We start from the raw sequence: 16,107 nt of genomic DNA, 5'->3' as shown, positions 1-16,107 counted from the left end.
CCCCGTGATCAATGGCTGTGCTCGGCCGAGCCCTTGCCCAGCTCGGACTTGAGGACAAAGCTGCCGGCAGCGGCCACCTGGGTTCCGGCGGCAAGGCCGGTGGTGATTTCCACCAGGCCGGCGTCGCGGCGGCCGGCCTTCACCGGGCGGGCCTCGAAGCCTTCCTCGGTACGGGCAAACACCACGGTCTGCTCTTCCCAGGATTGCAATGCGCTTTCCGGTACCACCACGGCGGCGTTGAAGCGTTCGACGCTGACCGCGACGTTGACGAACAACCCAGGGCGCCAGGCGCCGTTGGGGTTGGCCAGCGTGGCGCGGACAGTGGCGGCACGGTTCTGCTCGCCGAGCAGGCTGCCGACGTAGTTGACCTTGCCCTCGACCCGGGCACCCAGGTCCGGCGCGCTGACCGTGACATTGCGGCCGGTGGTCACCTTGTCCAGGTCGCGCGGGGCGACGGCGAAGGTGGCCCAGACCCGGCTCAGGTCAGACAGGGTGAAGGCATTGCTGGTCTCATCGACCACCTCACCCACGGTCAGGTGCTTTTCCACCACCACTGCATCGAACGGCGCGCGCAGTTCATAGCGGTTGCCGGCACCGGCCGGGCCCACGGCGGCGACCTTCTGCCGGGCGTTGGCCAAGGCAATCTCTGCTTCCTGCAACGCCTGACGGGCCTGCAGGTAATCCTGCTCGGCGCTGATCCGCTCCTGCCACAGCTGCTGTTCGCGCTGGAAGGTCAGGCGCGCCAGTTCCAGGCGGCGCTGGGCAGCCTGTTGTTCGCTGCGCAGGTCGGAAATCTGCTGGCTGGCAATTACCGCCAGCACCTGACCACGCTTGACCGCCTGGCCCAGTTCGGCTTGCACCGACTCGACCACACCGGGCACACGTGGCACGACGTGGGCAGTGCGATCCTCGTCGAAGCGGATTTCACCCGGGAAGCTGATGGCGGTGCCCAGTTCACGAGGGCCGGCATCGGCCAGTTGCACACCGGCAGCTTCGATCTGGGCGATGGACAGGTGCAGCTTGCCCGCCTCTTCTTCGTGACCTTCGCCGGCCTGTTCCTCGCCGTGGCCGTGGCTGTCTTCGCCGTGGTCGTCGTGCCGGGCTTCAGTGCTTGATGCGTTGCCGAGGTTGCCGGTCCAGGCCAGGCCACCCAGGCCAAGCGCGGCAATGGCGGCAGCCAGAAGGGCTATCTTGCGTGGATTAGTCATTGTTGCTCCTGCTGTTCAATTTGTTGCTCAGCTCATCGAGGTCGCCATAGATCCGCTCGACCTGTGCCCGCGCGTCGGTCGCCGAGGCCAGCGCCTCGAGGTACAGCCCGCGTGCCTCGATCAGCGTGCGCTGGGCGTCGAGTACATCGAGAAAGGCGAACTTGCCCATTTCGAAACCGCGTGTGGCGGTGTCCACGGCCTGCTGGGCAGAAGGCAGGATGGTGCGGTCATAGGCCTGCACTTCCTGCATGGCCGTGGTCCACTGGCTGACGGCGCTGCGGGTTTCACTGCGCAGGCGCAGCTCCACGGCGTTGCGCAGGTCACGCGCCTGGTCGGCACGGCGGGCCGCGGCCAGCACGTTGCCCTGGTTGCGGTCGAACAGCGGCAAGGGCATCGACAGGCCCACCACATTGACCCGCTCGCGGTCTTCGCGGCTGTATTGGCTGCCAAGGCTGACGGTGAGGTTGGGAATACGCAGGGCCTTTTCCGATCCCAGGGACGCTTCGCCGCGCTCGACCTGGGCGGCGGCCAGGCGCCATTCGGCCGTTTGCTCGACCTGGTCGAGCAGAGCATCGGCGCTGGGTGCATCACCGGGGGACAGGTTGGCTGCCTGCAACTGGTCGAAGCTTGCCAGCGGGCTGCCGGTCAACCGTGCCAGGGCCTGGTAGGCCACACTGCGCTGGGTTTGCGCACGGCGCACTTCAGCCTGGGCCTGGGCCAACTGCACCTGGGCCCGGGTGGCCTCGACGGGCGATGACTGGCCAGCGGTCACCCGCCCCTGCACCACTCGCAGCCCACGCTCGGTCAACGCCTGCGATTGCTGCGCCAAATCCAGCGCGGTCTGTGCGCGCAGGGCCGCGTGGAAGGCCTGTATCACATCGGCGCGCAGGCCGTTGCGCTGGCGTTCCAGGTCCAGCAGGGCAATGGCCTGGCCAGCACCGGCCACGGCGATGCGTGCGCCGCGCTTGCCGCCCAACTCCAGCGGTTGGCTGAGGGTGACAGTGGTGGTGCTGGTGTCACGGCGGGTGTCCTCGACCTCCCAGGACAGCTCCGGGTTGGGGATCAGCCCGGCCTGGCGCCGTTCGCCATCGGCAATGCCGATTTCCCGTCCGGCTGCGGCCAGCTCCGGGTTCTGAGCAAAGGCGGCGTCTAGCGCCTGGGGCAGGCTCAGGCTCTGGCTGGCCTGGGCAGTGCCGGCGCCAGCCAGCAACAGGCAGAGCAAGGCGGTCTTGCGGGGGATGGGCACGAAACAGTCCTCGTCGGCGAGATTTGCCGAGGGACTGTAGAAAGCCGCGCTTATCGGGGCGGTGGCGGGAAAATTACAATTTTGTAATCCAGTCTGAGTTGCTGAGGGTTCGATAATCGCCCACTTTCCCGGAACAGCGGTTTAGTCCAATTGACTAAACTAACCAGGCGGTACAAAACTAGGAAGCATCCAACAACAACAAAGCGATGCCCGTCATGAAGCCCCTTATTCTCGTACTCAACGGCCCCAACCTGAACATGCTGGGCACCCGCGAGCCTGCCCAGTACGGCCACGAAACCCTCGCCGACCTGGCCCAGGGTTGTGCCGACACCGCCCATTCCCTCGGCCTGGAAATCGAATTCCGCCAAACCAACCACGAAGGTGAACTGATCGACTGGATCCATGCCGCCCGTGGCCGCTGCGCCGGCATCGTGATCAACCCCGGTGCCTGGACCCACACCTCGGTGGCCATCCGCGATGCCCTGGTGGCCGGCGAAGTGCCGGTTATCGAAGTGCACCTGTCCAACGTGCACAAGCGCGAACCGTTCCGTCACCTGTCGTTCATATCGTCCATCGCCGTCGGGGTCATCTGCGGCCTGGGCAGCCATGGCTATCGCATGGCCATCAGCCACTTTGCCGAAATGTTGCAGGAGCGCAGCGCATGAGCCAGCAAGCCATCCTCGCCGGCCTGATCGGCCGCGGCATCCAGCTGTCGCGCACCCCTGCCCTGCACGAACACGAAGGTGATGCCCAGGCGCTGCGCTACCTGTACCGGCTGATCGATGCCGACCAGCTGCAACTGGACGACAGCGCCCTGCCCGGCCTGCTCGACGCTGCCCAGCACACCGGTTTCACCGGGCTAAACATCACCTACCCGTTCAAGCAGGCGATCCTGCCGTTGCTCGACGAACTGTCGGACGAAGCCCGCGGCATCGGCGCGGTGAACACCGTGGTACTCAAGGACGGCAAGCGGGTGGGTCATAACACCGATTGCCTGGGCTTTGCCGAAGGCTTGCGCCGTGGCCTGCCGGATGTGGCACGGCGCCAGGTAGTGCAGATGGGTGCCGGTGGCGCAGGTTCGGCCGTGGCCCATGCCCTGCTGGGTGAAGGGGTCGAGCGGCTGGTACTGTTCGAAGTGGACGTGGCCCGTGCACAGGCCCTGGTGGACAACCTGAATGCCCATTTCGGTGCCGGGCGCGCCGTGGTCGGCACCGACCTGGCCACGGCCCTGGCCGAGGCGGACGGGCTGGTCAACACCACGCCGGTGGGCATGGCCAAGCTGCCGGGCACGCCGCTGCCGGTGGAGCTGCTGCATGCTCGCCTGTGGGTGGCGGAGATCATCTACTTCCCGCTGGAGACCGAACTGCTGCGCGCCGCCCGGGCACTGGGCTGCCGCACCCTGGATGGCAGCAACATGGCCGTGTTCCAGGCGGTGAAGGCGTTCGAGCTGTTCAGCGGGCGCCAGGCGGATGCGGCGCGGATGCAGGCGCACTTTGCCAGTTTCACCTGACAGACAGGTGTCGGCTTCTTCGCGGGCTTGCCCGCGAAGAAGCCGACACAGACAACTCACCCTTTCTCATCCAGCAACGCCTGTATCACCTGCTCCTGCCCACCATAATCCCCCTCGCCAAAGTGCACATGGCGCACCTGCCCCTTGCGGTCGACAAAGTAGTGTGCCGGCCAGAACTGGTTGCCCCAGGCATTCCACACCTTGTAGTCGTTATCCACCGCCACCGGGTAAGCGATCCCCAGGCTGGCCACCTTGTCACGCAAGGTGCCTACATCGTGCTCGTAGTCGTACTCCGGGGTGTGCACGCCGACCACCACCAGGCCCTGGTCGGCATAGCGCCGCGCCCATTCGTTCACATGCGGCAGGCTGCGCCGGCAGTTGATGCAGTCCCAGGTCCAGAAGTCCACCAGCACCACCTTGCCCTTGAGCCCGGGGCCATCCAGCGGCGCCGAGTTAAGCCACTGGCTGGCGCCGGACAGCGACGGCATGGCACCGTAGCTGTCGCGGGCCATCAGGTGCCCGCCCAGACCCAGGCCGGCCAGCGCCAGGGCAATGCCGCCAACCTTCAACAACAAGCGGCGATCAATTCTCATGGCAACCGCCGGTGGCATAGGTGCGGTACTGCACGCTCTGCCGCTGGCCCTTGGAGTCGAGGTAGTCCATGCGGGTGTTCACCAGGCCGCAGGCGTCGCTCTGGTCATCCTGTATCGACAGCACTTTCTTCACATCCAGGTGGTCACCATAGCGGTACTGCATGACCCCGGTATCGTCCATCGGCATGGTGGAGGCCTGGACGGCAATGGCGCCGAAGCTGAGCACGGCAAGCAGGCTGGCACGGGCGAAGGTATTGAAGTTCATGGCATCTCTCCTGTGTAACGCTTGAGGGTGGGGAGTTGCGCTCCCCGGTCGAGAGCCATTTCACGCCGGCCAGGTATCCCGTATGTGTCGCCCGAAGCTGTGATGTGCTTCCTCCTGTGTCTGTACGCATGGCAGATACACTGCAATACAAACCCCCGCAGGCAAGCGCGAACGCGCTCGGTACACTGCGCCCATCCCCTCTTGAACAGGAACGCAGCGCATGGAACACGTCGATCACATCCTGATCGTCGACGACGACCGCGAAATCCGCGAACTGGTCGGTAACTACCTGAAGAAGAACGGCCTGCGCACCAGCATCGTCGCCGACGGCCGGCAGATGCGCGCCTTTCTCGAAGCCAACAGCGTCGACCTGATCGTTCTGGACATCATGATGCCCGGCGACGACGGCCTGCTGTTGTGCCGCGAGCTGCGCGCCGGCAAGCACCGCAACACCCCGGTGCTGATGCTGACCGCCCGCAACGACGAAACCGACCGCATCATCGGCCTGGAAATGGGCGCCGACGATTACCTGACCAAGCCGTTCTCGGCCCGCGAACTGCTGGCCCGCATCAACGCCGTGCTGCGCCGCACGCGCATGCTGCCGCCCAACCTGACCATCAGCGAAAGCAGCCGCCTGCTCGGCTTCGGCCAGTGGCGGCTGGACACCACCGCGCGCCACCTGCTCGACAGCGAAGGCACCCTGGTAGCCCTGAGCGGTGCCGAATACCGCCTGCTGCGGGTGTTTCTCGACCACCCGCAGCGGGTGCTCAGCCGTGAGCAGTTGCTCAACCTGACCCAGGGCCGCGAAGCCGACATCTTCGACCGCTCCATCGACCTGCTGGTCAGCCGCCTGCGCCAGCGCCTGGGTGACGACGCCCGCGAACCCAGCTGCATCAAGACCGTGCGCAGCGAGGGCTACGTGTTCTCGCTGCCGGTGCAACTGCTCGAGTCACCATCATGAAGTGGCCACGTACCCTGGCCTCGCGCCTGGCACTTATCTTCTTCACCGGCCTGGTGCTGGCCTACGGCCTGTCGTTCGGCCTGCAGGCCTACGAGCGCTACATCAGCAGCCGCTCGATGATGCTCAGCACCCTGGAGCAGGACGTGGCCACCTCGGTGGCCATCCTCGACCGCCTGCCCGCGGCCGAGCGCCCCGCCTGGCTGCCGCGTCTGGAGCGGCGTACCTACCGCTACCGGCTGGACCAGGGCCTGGCGGGCGAAGCCATGCCGACCAGCGACCCGCCCATGGCCGCGGACTCGATCGTCAAGGCCATTGGCGCCGACTATCGCCTTTCCTTCCAGGAAATCCCCGGCCCGAATGCGCACTTCCAGGCCCACCTGACCCTCGCCGATGGCGCTCCGCTGACCATCGACGTAACCCCGTCGCCGCTCCCGGTGGCACGTTGGCTGCCCGTGGTGCTGCTGATCCAGTTGGCCGTGCTGTTGCTGTGCACCTGGCTGGCGGTACGCCTGGCGATCGGCCCGCTGACCCGCCTGGCCCGCGCGGTGGACAATCTCGACCCGGACAAGCCTGGCGTGCAGCTGGATGAAAGCGGCCCGCGCGAGGTGCGCTACGCCGCCGTGGCCTTCAACGCCCTGCAGGCGCGCATCGCTGCCTACCTCAAGGAACGCATGCAGTTGCTGGCGGCCATTTCCCACGACCTGCAAACACCGATCACGCGCATGAAACTGCGTGTCGAAGTGATGGACGAAGGAGTAGAGAAGGACAAGCTGTGGAACGACCTTGGCGAGATGGAGCATCTGGTGCGCGAAGGCGTTGCCTATGCCCGCAGCATGGATACCAGCACCGAGGCACCGTGCCGGGTCAACCTCGATGCCTTTCTCGACAGCCTGGTGTTCGACTACCAGGACAGTGGTGCCCAGGTGCTGCGCCATGGCAGCAGCGGCAGCCTGCTGGAAACCCGCCCGCATGCCCTGCGTCGGGTGCTGGTGAACCTGGTGGACAACGCCCTCAAGTTTGCTGGTGCTGCCGAGCTGGAGGTATGCCGCGAAGGGGACCTGACCGTGATCCGAGTGCTCGACAACGGGCCAGGCATCCCCGGTGGCGAACTGGATGAAGTACTCAAGCCGTTCTATCGCGTGGAAGGCTCACGCAACCGCAGCACCGGCGGCACCGGGCTGGGGTTGGCGATTGCCCATCAGCTGATCCAGGCCATGGGCGGCCGACTGACCCTGAGCAACCGCGCAGGCGGCGGGCTGTGCGCGCAGATCGAGCTGAAGTAAGGCAATCTCAGGTAGGAGCGGCCTTGTGTCGCGATCGGGCCGCAAAGCGGCCCCGGCAATTCATGCGGCGAAGCTGAAAACCTGGGGCTGCTTCGCAGCCCATCGCGACACAAGGCCGCTCCTACAGGGACTGCGGCGCTTGAGCGACTTCTACAATCCGATACACAACCCCACCACCGCCGACACACTGCAGATACCCCACCCCGACACACTCCCGGTCACACAACCACACCCCGGGAGCCTCCCTGATGAAACCCCTCACCCTTCCCTCCGGCTGGAAGCTGTTCGCCACGCTCGCCGGCCTGACCCTGGCGATGACCGCCGTGGTCCTGGCCAGCCAACCTGATCCGGACGGCCTGCGCAGTGCGATCCGTGCCACTGCGCGCAGCTCCTTCGCGCTATTCCTGCTGGCCTTTCTGGCCTCGTCGCTGGTGACCTTGCTGCCTGGCACCAGCAGCCGCCGCATCCTCCAGGAACGGCGCTATCTGGGGTTGGCATTCGCCTTTTCCCACACCGTGCACGGCGTACTGATCTACCGCTATGCCCAGCAATTCCCCGAGCTGTTCTGGGCCGGCCGCACGTTTACTTCCAGCCTGCCCGGCACCCTCGGCTACCTGTTCCTGCTGCTGCTCACCATCACCTCGTTCAAGGCCCCGATGCGCCTGTTGGGTGGCCATGCCTGGCAGGCCCTGCACAGTACCGGCATGTGGGTACTGGCCGCGGTGTTCTGCCTGTCGTTCTACAAACGCATCCCCATGGGCGGCTGGTACCCGCTGGCGTTCGCCCTGATGTTCAGCGCCATCGCCGTCAAGCTCACCGCCAAGCTGGCCCGTCAGCAACGCCGTAACGCCCGTGCCCTTTCCTGAAGAGAGAATCCAGCATGACCACCTTGACCCGCACCCTGACCACCTTCGACCGCTTCGGTACCTGGAGCGCCGACCTGCCATTGCGGCTGTTTCTGGCCTGGGAGTTTTTTGAATCCGGCTGGGAGAAATTCAATGGCAGCAACTGGTTCGCCGACCTGCAGGCGAACTTCCCGTTCCCCTTCAACCTGCTGCCTGCAGAGCTGAACTGGCAGCTGTCGATGTGGGCGGAGCTGATCCTGCCGTTACTGCTGTTGTTGGGGCTGGGTACCCGGCTGGCCTCGTTTGGGCTGATGGTGGTGACCGTGGTGGCGATTGCCGCGGTGCATTGGCCGGCGCACTGGTCGAGCCTGGCCGAACTGGCCCAAGGTTATGCGATTACCGACCAGGGCTTTGGCAACTTCAAGCTGCCGCTGATCTACCTGGTGGCGTTGCTGCCACTGCTGCTGAAAGAGGCTGGGCGGTTGAGCCTGGATCATTGGCTCAGAGGGCGGTTCTGCAGGTGATATCGCCGGGGCTGCGTTGCAGCCCATCGCCGCGGTTCGTCGCCACGACAAGCCAGCTCCCACAGGTACTGCGCAAGATTCTGGGCATGCGCTGTACCTGTGGGAGCTGGCTTGCCGGCGATTGGGCGCAAAGCGCCCCAATACCACGATTCAACATGTACCGATGATGACCCCCTGCTCGCGCAGCCCCTCCAGCAACGCCAGCCCCTCCTCCACAGCACCGCCCAACGCCTGCAACCGCGCCCGCCCACTGCCCTGTTCCAGCGCCAGCAACCGGTACGCCAGCGGCGCCAGGCGCGCGAAGCGCACCTTCAGCCCCGCATCGCGATAAACCAGCAACAAGGTCGGCGCCTCTGGCGCGACCGCTGGCTGGTAATCCGCCCCGATCCGCTCCACCGGCCAGCGATAGGCCAACACCCGCGCCACACACGACAACAGTGGCTCCCCTTCCAGCAGGTCGCCTGCCGGGTCATGGGGCGGGTCCTGCGCATCGCTCAGATACAACTGCGCCTCGACCCACTCATAGTGCGCCAGCTCCAGCTGCCAGGGTGCATCCAGTTCGATGCCTTGCAGGTAATCGACGAACGCTTCGGCAATCTCGGTGAACAACGGTGTCTGGCTGCGATAGTTGGCATAGAAGTCTCGCACTCGGGCATGCCAGCGCGGTTCACCCAACGCCTGGCGCATCACCGGAAAACTGCCGGCCAGCAAACCTTCGATAGCACCATAGAACAGCTCGCGGTAAACCTTCAGGCGCCGGGCCTCCACGCCCGGCGGCGGCGCATGGCGCTGCGGGTCACGCAGGTGTCGGGCCAAGGTGTACTGCTGCTCACGCAAGGCCTCATTCATCTGCATGCCCTCCAGAAGCACGCTGCACAGCACGGATGCGCGCCGTTTCGGCGAGCAGTTCGACCAGCGGCGGGTAGTTGAAATCACGCTCGAGTACCGTCGGTTGCACACCGAAACGCTTACAGGCGACCGCGTACAGCGCCCACACATCCTCCTTCACCGCAGCCCCATGGGTGTCTACCTTGAGGTCCGGCGCTTCATCGTAATGGCCAGCCACGTGCATGCCGGTGACCCGCGCCTGGGGCAAGCCCGCCAGGAATTCGCGGGCGTCGTAGCCGTGATTGCAGGCGTTGACGAATACGTTGTTGACGTCCAGCAGCAGGTCGCAGTCGGCCTCATCGAGGACCGCACGGATGAAATCGAGTTCGCTCAACGCCTGGTACGGCGCCGCGTAGTAGCTGATGTTTTCCACGGCAATACGCCGCTCCAGGTGTTCCTGGGCCTGGCGAATCCGCGCGGCCACATGGTGCACCGCTTCGTCGGTGAACGGAATGGGCATCAGGTCATACAGGTGCCCGTCATCACTGCAGTAGCTCAGGTGCTCGCTGTACAGGCGCACCTGGTGGCGATCGAGAAACTGGCGGGTCTGGCCAAGGAAATGGCGGTCCAGCGGCTCGCTGCCACCCAGCGACAACGACAGCCCGTGGCAGGTAATGGCAAAACGCTCGGCCAACTGCGCCAGGCCCTTGCCATAGGCACCACCCACGGCAATCCAGTTTTCCGGTGCGCATTCCAGGAAGTCCACGGCGCCAGCCTCCATGGCCAGCAGTTCCGGCAACAGGCCGCGGCGCAGGCCAAGCCCGGTCTGTAACGGTGCAGGGGGCAAAGATGTGGGGTGCATGAACAGGTCTCCGCAACAGGCACAACGCCCCGCCTGACCAGCAGGAGGGGCGTTGCGCGGTTCATGGGGCAGAAGGTCAGGACTTGCCGGTCAGGTGGCTGAACAATCCTTCGGGCATGGCCTTGCCATTAGCCTGGTAGATCGCCTTGAGGTGATCCGCCGCCTCCTGTTCGGAGATGAAGCCATCATGGTTGCTGTCGATCTTGTCGAAGTCGCCGGCACGGTCCTTGGCCACCGCCAGGAACTCGTCGCGAGAGACCTTGCCGTCGTGGTTGCTGTCGGTCTTGGCGAACGAGGCATCACCACACTTGCCCTCGCCACACTTGCCTTCGGCCCCGGCCTTGGCGCTGGCGCCGCACTTGCCCTCACCGCATTTGCCTTCGCCTTGGGTGGCCTTTGCGCTGCCACCACATTTGCCTTCACCACACTTGCCCTCGCCTGCCACCTTGGCCGAAGCCAGCTGGTAACCCTGGGCCAACGGCTCGACGGCAAAAGCGCTGCTGCTCAAAGCCATGCTGCCGATCAGGGCAGCGCCGAGCAGGCCGAGGGTGTTTCGTACTTGAGTCATGGTGTCGCTCCACTGTGGTTGGAATGTGGAGCCATTAGGCCGTTGCGGTATGTCGTGGATGTATCGCGCGGGGTGCGGTTTTGTATGGGAATGGGTCTGCAGCGTGGGCAGATACAGTGGGATACACAACGGCCCCAAGGTGCCTCGGGGCCGTCGTGCAGGGTCAGTCTTCCAGCGGCTTGGGCGGCGCGGCAGGTTTGGCGGGCTTGGCGGGCTTGCTGTCCTTGGCCTTGGCTTCCGGTGCCGCTGCAGCCACAGGTTCGGGCGCCGTCATGGCTTTTTCGCTGGCAGGCAGCTCATCGACCGCCTTGAAAATAACCTGCGGGTCAATGGCCCCGCCCTCCTCATCGTCCTTGAGCATGTGCCGTTCACCGTCCTTGCCCACCAGGATCACCTTGGTGCCTTTGCTGGCACCCAGCTTCAACTCGCGGATCAAGGCCATGGTAGTCTGCTGCTCCAGGTTCTTGTCCTCACGCTTGCCCATCATGTTGGCAACGCTGTAGAGCACCAGGTTTCGCTCCTTGAAGGCGGCCTGGGTGGCCGGATCCTTGAGAGCCTCGTTCAACCCACGCAACGTCGGGTCGGCGCTGCTGGGCGCAATGACGACCAAGGGCCTGGCCTTGCCCAGTTCCTTGGCCAGCGGCGCGTCACTGTCGGCAGCAAACACAGGGCCGACGAGCGCGAGCAAGGTGGCGAGGGTCAGTGACCGGACGAGCATGCGTATCTCCTTATTCTCTCGATAAACCAGAAGACTACAGATCAGGGCGAAAGATCCGACAAGCGAGCGTAAACCAGCAAAAGGCCTCCATGTTTGAATGAACAGTAACCGGCGGTTACCAAGTGCGGTCGCTCCCCGTCCCGAGCCCGAAAAAGTACCTCTATCACTTGTAGCTTGAGCATAGTCCAATGCGCCCTGGTCATACCGGCCGTTGCAGAGCCTCGATGGTCAGTTGGAGTTCGGTCTTCTCGGTCCAAAGCCTGATTTCCGCCATCAACCTGGCGGCGTCCTCGGCATCTGCATCCTCTGCCAACTGGTTCTGAAAACTGGCCGGCACTTCCAGTTCGCGCACGTAGCGTTTCTCGAGATAATTTCTCCAGAACGGTTGCTGGACCATCCACACTGCCACCGATTGGTCTGTCTCGTTACGCCTGACTTGATCAGCCGCGCGCATCACCGAAGCGTCATCCAGGTCCGGGATGCCCGCGTGTAGCATGCTCCGCGCGTTGCCAGGGAGGCCCAGGTCCTCGCGCAAGCGGATCGAGTAGGCCAGCGCCCATTCGATCGACTCATTGCCCGCACCTGCAGCCTCAGCCTCGCGCAAGGCGATGAAGTCAACCTCCTGTTGCCTCCACAACTGCCGCGCCAGTTTCACCAGGGCTTGTTCCTGGCTGCCAGAGGGGGCAGCCTGCTCGGCGTCCCACACAAGGCATCGGATTTCAAGCTGCTGGAAGACCACCGTGGCATTGTCGGCGCAGTTCTCGACCAGTGCATGGGCGAAAATTTCATTGGCCAGTGCTGCTGAGTTGTCCACCTTTTCCATCATGGCCAGAACGCGTGAGGCCAGCATTTCCCCATATCGAGGATGGGTGAAGTCTTGCGAGCGCGTAAGCTGTTTCAGCAGTTGCATGAAGTTCGTCACCCCATCCATTTGCTCGATAGTGCTCCAGCGGATACCCAGATTTTCGCGTTCCACACCGTCCAGGCGGTCCATCCAACGAAACCTGTGAGGGACTGAACTGTCCTCCGGAATGTTCCAGGCCTCCTGCACATCTTCAGCCTGTTGCAGCAGCACAGGATTGCCTGACAGCGCCACGTAGCCTTCCCGCCACAACCGGGACTGGATGAAGTTAGGGGGCAACAGATTGATGAAGTTGTTGGAAGCATCGAGCATGTACAACGTCTGACAATCCGTGATGCCCTCGGGCAGCAATACCAACCCGGCATTGCGCAAACGCAGTTCGGCCAACTGGTTCATCTGCGCCACAGAAAAGGTCATGTTCAAGCGATTGTGCGAAAGGTTCAGGTAGCGTAACCGGCTGCATTGCGCCAGCACTTGAGCCTGGGACTCGTCCAGAGAGATGCGATTGCCGGACAAGTCGAGTATGCGCAAGTCATTGAGCAACGACAGGCTCTCTGGCAGACGTTGCAACTTGTTGTAGCTCAGTTCCAGCGAGCTCAGATTGGGGAATGAAAGCAGGAATTGCTCTGGTACCTCCTTCAGCAACAGGCTGCGCAGGGAAAGCTCGGTAACGTGCGGGAAGCTGAAGAGTGGGCCCAATTCAGGCAATGAGCGCAGGTCATACGCGCTGAACTGCCAAGTTACCGTCAGACGTTCATGCTGAGCGAGAACCTGAGCGGGCACCCGTTCCCGCCAGCATTGCATGAGTGCTTTGCGAAACCGCTTGCGCTCGGGTCGATCGCGATTCAGCAACCCTCGCCACTCCCAGCTTTTCAGGTGGTCGTTCAACCTGCGGGCCTGCTCTTCGAGCACACCGAGTTCGGTGTCGGTATCACGCCCCGAAGCATGCAAGGTGGTCAGCCAATCTTCGATCTGCTCATCACTGTACGCTGGGTAAAGGTCGCGCAGGCGCGCCTCGAACGCCCGGGGTCGAGACGCAGACCGGGCAAAGCATCCCTGGCAGCCGCCCAGCGGGTATCCGACCCTGCCATCCTCCAGGCGCACTGGCGCCAGCATCCATGGCTGTCGAGGGTTTTTGCCCAACACCTGGGCGAGTACCCTGCTGTGCCCGGGCATTTGCCGAGCCAACACTGCTCTCAAACTCGGGGCGTAGGGTTCAGTGATACCGAGTGCCGCATGATCGGCCGGGGCAAACGCTTCCGCCAAGGTCTCGAACAGCTCGCCGGGGCCGCGCAGCTCGAGGCCTAACGCGTCCTCAAGCTCGAACCGCCCGTTGTCATGCACAAGCCTGTAGTTCTGCCCGTCGCCAGCAGTAGTCATTATCGGCTGCGGGCTACCGCCATCGTACAGCCGCCAGCGCGGCCTGGTCTCCCTGACATCCAGAGTCTCCAACAGTGTCAGCGCGACCTTGGCCTGGTCCAGGGTCTGGGGCGTCTCGATGAACAGCGCCTCGCAGGCACGCGCAACGCGTATGCGCAGTACGCTCAGCCTGGCCCTTTCGACCAACCGGAGCGGCACTGTGCCGCCGACCAGTGCCTGAAATTCCGCACCTTCTGCCGACAGCTCGCCCACAAGCTCGCGCGCCGCTCGGCAATGCAGGCTCGGGAACGCCTTGCGCAAGGTTGCCACCGCCGCATCGTCTGGCTCCTGCTGCCCGTCATACACCTTTTGAAACAGCTGGCGCCGCCTTGCCGAGACCTGCGCCGCCAATGCTGGCCCGCCCTGCTCGGTGACGCCAGGCAGGGCGCGGGCCTTCGCCAGCAACGGCGCGTCCTCCGGCACCCGCCCGAGCTTCAAATCGTCCAGCAGGGTTTGCAGCCGGCGATCGATCAGCAGGCGCTCTACGGTATCGACCAGCTCGGCCTCAGGTGGCCGGCCGTACACATGCAGCGCCCGTAGATGGTCTGCATCCAGAGCATGGACGGCCATGGCCTGGTCAATCTGTTCATCATCCAGGCGAGCGAAACGCTCACCAAGGCGGCGGAACATCCTGTGCTTGTCTGTCCAGCTGGCCGGTTGCTCGGTCCATAGCCGCCAGGCACCGGCGTCATTGTGACGCAACAAAGGTCCATGACCACCTCGTGGTGCCAGTTGCCACTCTTCATCTGCGCGCTGGACGATTTCGTAGTTGTGGCCGTCCATGATCATCCAGCTTCTGTCCTGGGCACGGTAGATGCCCATTGCATCGGCCACTTCCCCAGCGGGAGGTGCAGCGCTGCGAAACGGCACCAGGTCTCCATTCCAGAGCTTCTCGCTGCCGTCTTCCAGGCGCGCTGGCACCCACTGGTCCAATGCGGCCCAGGCCCGGCTCGCTTCCCGCCATACCACGGCGGTGACACCGATCACGGCCAGGTCTTTGGTCACGTTGAGCACATGCTCCATTGCGGCGCTGGTATCGCCCTCGCGCCAGTCTTCAACGGCCTGGAACAGCTCGCCCAGCAGGTCCCAGACCATTACCGCCAGCAGCAGTGCATTGAGTGCGGGGATGAACACGCCCGCCACCGTGGCCAGGGTCCAACCCTCGGCAACCAACCTTTGCCGATGGGCTTCCTGGGCCTTGCGGTCAAGGTCTGACACCGGCGTTGCAATCAGCGCAGCATCGTCCTTGATATGGGCAATGCGCGCGGCGGCAAGTTGGTCGAACAACGGCAGCGGGTAGTCCCGCATGTGCTGGTCCATTTCCCGAGTTGCCCAATCGGCGACGCCCACCAGTTCCTTGGCAACCCTGGAGAAGAACTGCTGGCTGTCGCGCCGGCGTACGAAGCGTTTGAAGAAATCCTGATAGCGCTTGTCTCGCAGACGCTTGCCCAAGACCTTGCGGGTGAAGCTTTCCAGGTCGGGGCTTGCGGTCCAGGGACCGTGGGGGTCATCGGGAATATAGACAATGATCTTGCGGCTGACCTTGTCATGAAATACATCGAGTATCACGATCTGTTGCAAGTCGCAGCCGAACGCCTTCAGTTGCCGGGCCACCACTTTCGATTCGTAGAGCGTGCCGGGGCGTCCGTGCTTGCACAGGTCCACCACCAGTTCCAGTTCAGCGGCGTTCAGTACGCCATCACTCTTGGCCTTGCACGCATCGATCAGCATGACCGAGCTGTAAAGCTGGGCAAGCGTCGAAGCCATGCTGCGCCAGCCGCTTGCCTGGCTGCTCGGCGCTTTGAGTACACTGTCCAGGTGCTGTTGATAGCGCCTGCCCAGATCCAGCTTGCGGCACAAGCGTGCGAAGGCTGGCGCGGTTGGTGAGGGGAGCCGTTGCGACAGGCTGTCGACGATGCAGTTGTCCTTGTGCTGTTCGTTCCGCCCCTCGCCCGGCGTGAAGTTGTCCAGTGCCGCCTCGATCAGCGGTACGTCGAAATAGTCCTTTTCCACCACCGGGTAGCGCCCCCACACGGTGCCCTGGCTGGGAGCGGTGTAGGTGTACCAGCGCCTGAAATACAGGCCATCGACATTTTCCGTGGTGCCGAATTCTTCCTGCATGGCGTGTCGAAGCAGCGGCTTGACGAAACGGTCGATGCCCTCGATTCGCGCAAGCTCCTTTTCCAGCCACTGTCGACAGGCCAGGCTGTCTTTCAACGCGTCGCGTAATGCAGCATGCTGCGATTCATACAGACCGTTGGCCGGGATGTTCTGCTCGGTCAGCGATACGATTCGCAGCCGGCGAATCCATCTGGGCAGTCGCTTGACGATGAGGTTGTCCTGATAGGCCTGCTCCATGGCCAGCGTATCGGCAGTTGGCGGTTGTTCCTGGCTGGGTGTAGTCACGTTGTTGCG

At 63.9% G+C, this 16,107-nt stretch carries 15 protein-coding genes; 6 read left to right on the top strand and 9 right to left on the bottom strand.

Annotated features, from left to right (window positions below):
- Window positions 1-8: 8 nt before the first annotated feature.
- Window positions 9-1,208, bottom strand: coding sequence for an efflux RND transporter periplasmic adaptor subunit (locus GYA95_RS06315; protein ID WP_015269768.1), 1,200 nt, complete (start codon window positions 1,206-1,208; stop codon window positions 9-11).
- A complete protein-coding gene (locus tag GYA95_RS06310) occupies window positions 1,201-2,454 on the bottom strand; it encodes a TolC family protein (RefSeq protein ID WP_015269767.1) in 1,254 nt (417 codons plus the stop codon). The genes GYA95_RS06315 and GYA95_RS06310 overlap by 8 nt, the downstream gene beginning before the upstream one ends.
- A 215-nt stretch (window positions 2,455-2,669) precedes the next feature.
- Between GYA95_RS06310 and aroQ the strand changes: the two genes are divergently transcribed.
- Together aroQ and GYA95_RS06300 are read left to right on the top strand one after the other, a co-directional pair.
- Entirely contained in the window at window positions 2,670-3,119 is a 450-nt protein-coding gene (gene aroQ, locus GYA95_RS06305) for a type II 3-dehydroquinate dehydratase (protein ID WP_013971975.1), read from the top strand.
- Window positions 3,116-3,964: a shikimate dehydrogenase gene (locus GYA95_RS06300; protein ID WP_015269766.1), complete on the top strand. Its 849-nt coding sequence runs from the start codon at window positions 3,116-3,118 to the stop codon at window positions 3,962-3,964. The genes aroQ and GYA95_RS06300 overlap by 4 nt, the downstream gene beginning before the upstream one ends.
- Before the next feature lie 56 nt (window positions 3,965-4,020).
- Here the strand turns inward: GYA95_RS06300 and GYA95_RS06295 are convergent, their stop codons facing one another.
- Both GYA95_RS06295 and GYA95_RS06290 read right to left on the bottom strand, forming a co-directional pair.
- Window positions 4,021-4,557, bottom strand: a complete 537-nt coding sequence (locus tag GYA95_RS06295; RefSeq protein WP_013971973.1) for a thioredoxin family protein — start codon at window positions 4,555-4,557, stop codon at window positions 4,021-4,023.
- A complete protein-coding gene (locus GYA95_RS06290) occupies window positions 4,547-4,822 on the bottom strand; it encodes a DUF2790 domain-containing protein (protein ID WP_015269764.1) in 276 nt (91 codons plus the stop codon). Before GYA95_RS06290 ends, GYA95_RS06295 begins: the two co-directional genes overlap by 11 nt.
- Window positions 4,823-5,042: 220 nt before the next feature.
- On the opposite strand from GYA95_RS06290, the gene GYA95_RS06285 reads away from it, so the two are divergent.
- The 4 genes from GYA95_RS06285 to GYA95_RS06270 all read left to right on the top strand — a co-directional run bounded on the left by GYA95_RS06285 (window position 5,043) and on the right by GYA95_RS06270 (window position 8,435).
- Window positions 5,043-5,783 (top strand): response regulator, encoded by a 741-nt coding sequence (locus GYA95_RS06285; protein ID WP_003250463.1) that lies wholly within the window; start codon window positions 5,043-5,045, stop codon window positions 5,781-5,783.
- On the top strand, window positions 5,780-7,066 hold the full coding sequence (locus tag GYA95_RS06280) for a sensor histidine kinase (RefSeq protein WP_015269763.1): 1,287 nt from the start codon (window positions 5,780-5,782) through the stop codon (window positions 7,064-7,066). Before GYA95_RS06285 ends, GYA95_RS06280 begins: the two co-directional genes overlap by 4 nt.
- Before the next feature lie 248 nt (window positions 7,067-7,314).
- Window positions 7,315-7,932, top strand: coding sequence for a ferric reductase-like transmembrane domain-containing protein (locus tag GYA95_RS06275; RefSeq protein WP_015269762.1), 618 nt, complete (start codon window positions 7,315-7,317; stop codon window positions 7,930-7,932).
- Window positions 7,933-7,946: 14 nt separating this feature from the next.
- Window positions 7,947-8,435, top strand: a complete 489-nt coding sequence (locus GYA95_RS06270; RefSeq protein ID WP_015269761.1) for an HvfX family Cu-binding RiPP maturation protein — start codon at window positions 7,947-7,949, stop codon at window positions 8,433-8,435.
- Window positions 8,436-8,585: 150 nt separating this feature from the next.
- On the opposite strand, the gene GYA95_RS06265 is transcribed toward GYA95_RS06270, so the two are convergent.
- The 5 genes from GYA95_RS06265 to GYA95_RS06245 form a co-directional block, all read right to left on the bottom strand.
- A complete protein-coding gene (locus GYA95_RS06265; RefSeq protein WP_015269760.1) occupies window positions 8,586-9,284 on the bottom strand; it encodes an HvfC family RiPP maturation protein in 699 nt (232 codons plus the stop codon).
- Window positions 9,277-10,125, bottom strand: coding sequence for an HvfB family MNIO-type RiPP peptide maturase (locus GYA95_RS06260; protein ID WP_015269759.1), 849 nt, complete (start codon window positions 10,123-10,125; stop codon window positions 9,277-9,279). The genes GYA95_RS06265 and GYA95_RS06260 overlap by 8 nt, the downstream gene beginning before the upstream one ends.
- Before the next feature lie 76 nt (window positions 10,126-10,201).
- Window positions 10,202-10,693, bottom strand: a complete 492-nt coding sequence (locus tag GYA95_RS06255) for an HvfA family oxazolone/thioamide-modified RiPP metallophore (RefSeq protein ID WP_013971966.1) — start codon at window positions 10,691-10,693, stop codon at window positions 10,202-10,204.
- Window positions 10,694-10,856: 163 nt separating this feature from the next.
- Window positions 10,857-11,411 (bottom strand): DUF4174 domain-containing protein, encoded by a 555-nt coding sequence (locus GYA95_RS06250; RefSeq protein WP_015269758.1) that lies wholly within the window; start codon window positions 11,409-11,411, stop codon window positions 10,857-10,859.
- 199 nt (window positions 11,412-11,610) lie between these two features.
- A complete protein-coding gene (locus tag GYA95_RS06245; RefSeq protein WP_015269757.1) occupies window positions 11,611-16,098 on the bottom strand; it encodes an NEL-type E3 ubiquitin ligase domain-containing protein in 4,488 nt (1,495 codons plus the stop codon).
- Window positions 16,099-16,107: the final 9 nt, after the last annotated feature.

Source organism: Pseudomonas asiatica (assembly GCF_009932335.1).
Classification (GTDB): Bacteria; Pseudomonadota; Gammaproteobacteria; order Pseudomonadales; family Pseudomonadaceae; genus Aquipseudomonas; species Aquipseudomonas asiatica.
The sequence above is the reverse complement of the archived record's forward strand: the minus strand, read 5'-3'. Positions and strand labels throughout refer to the sequence as shown.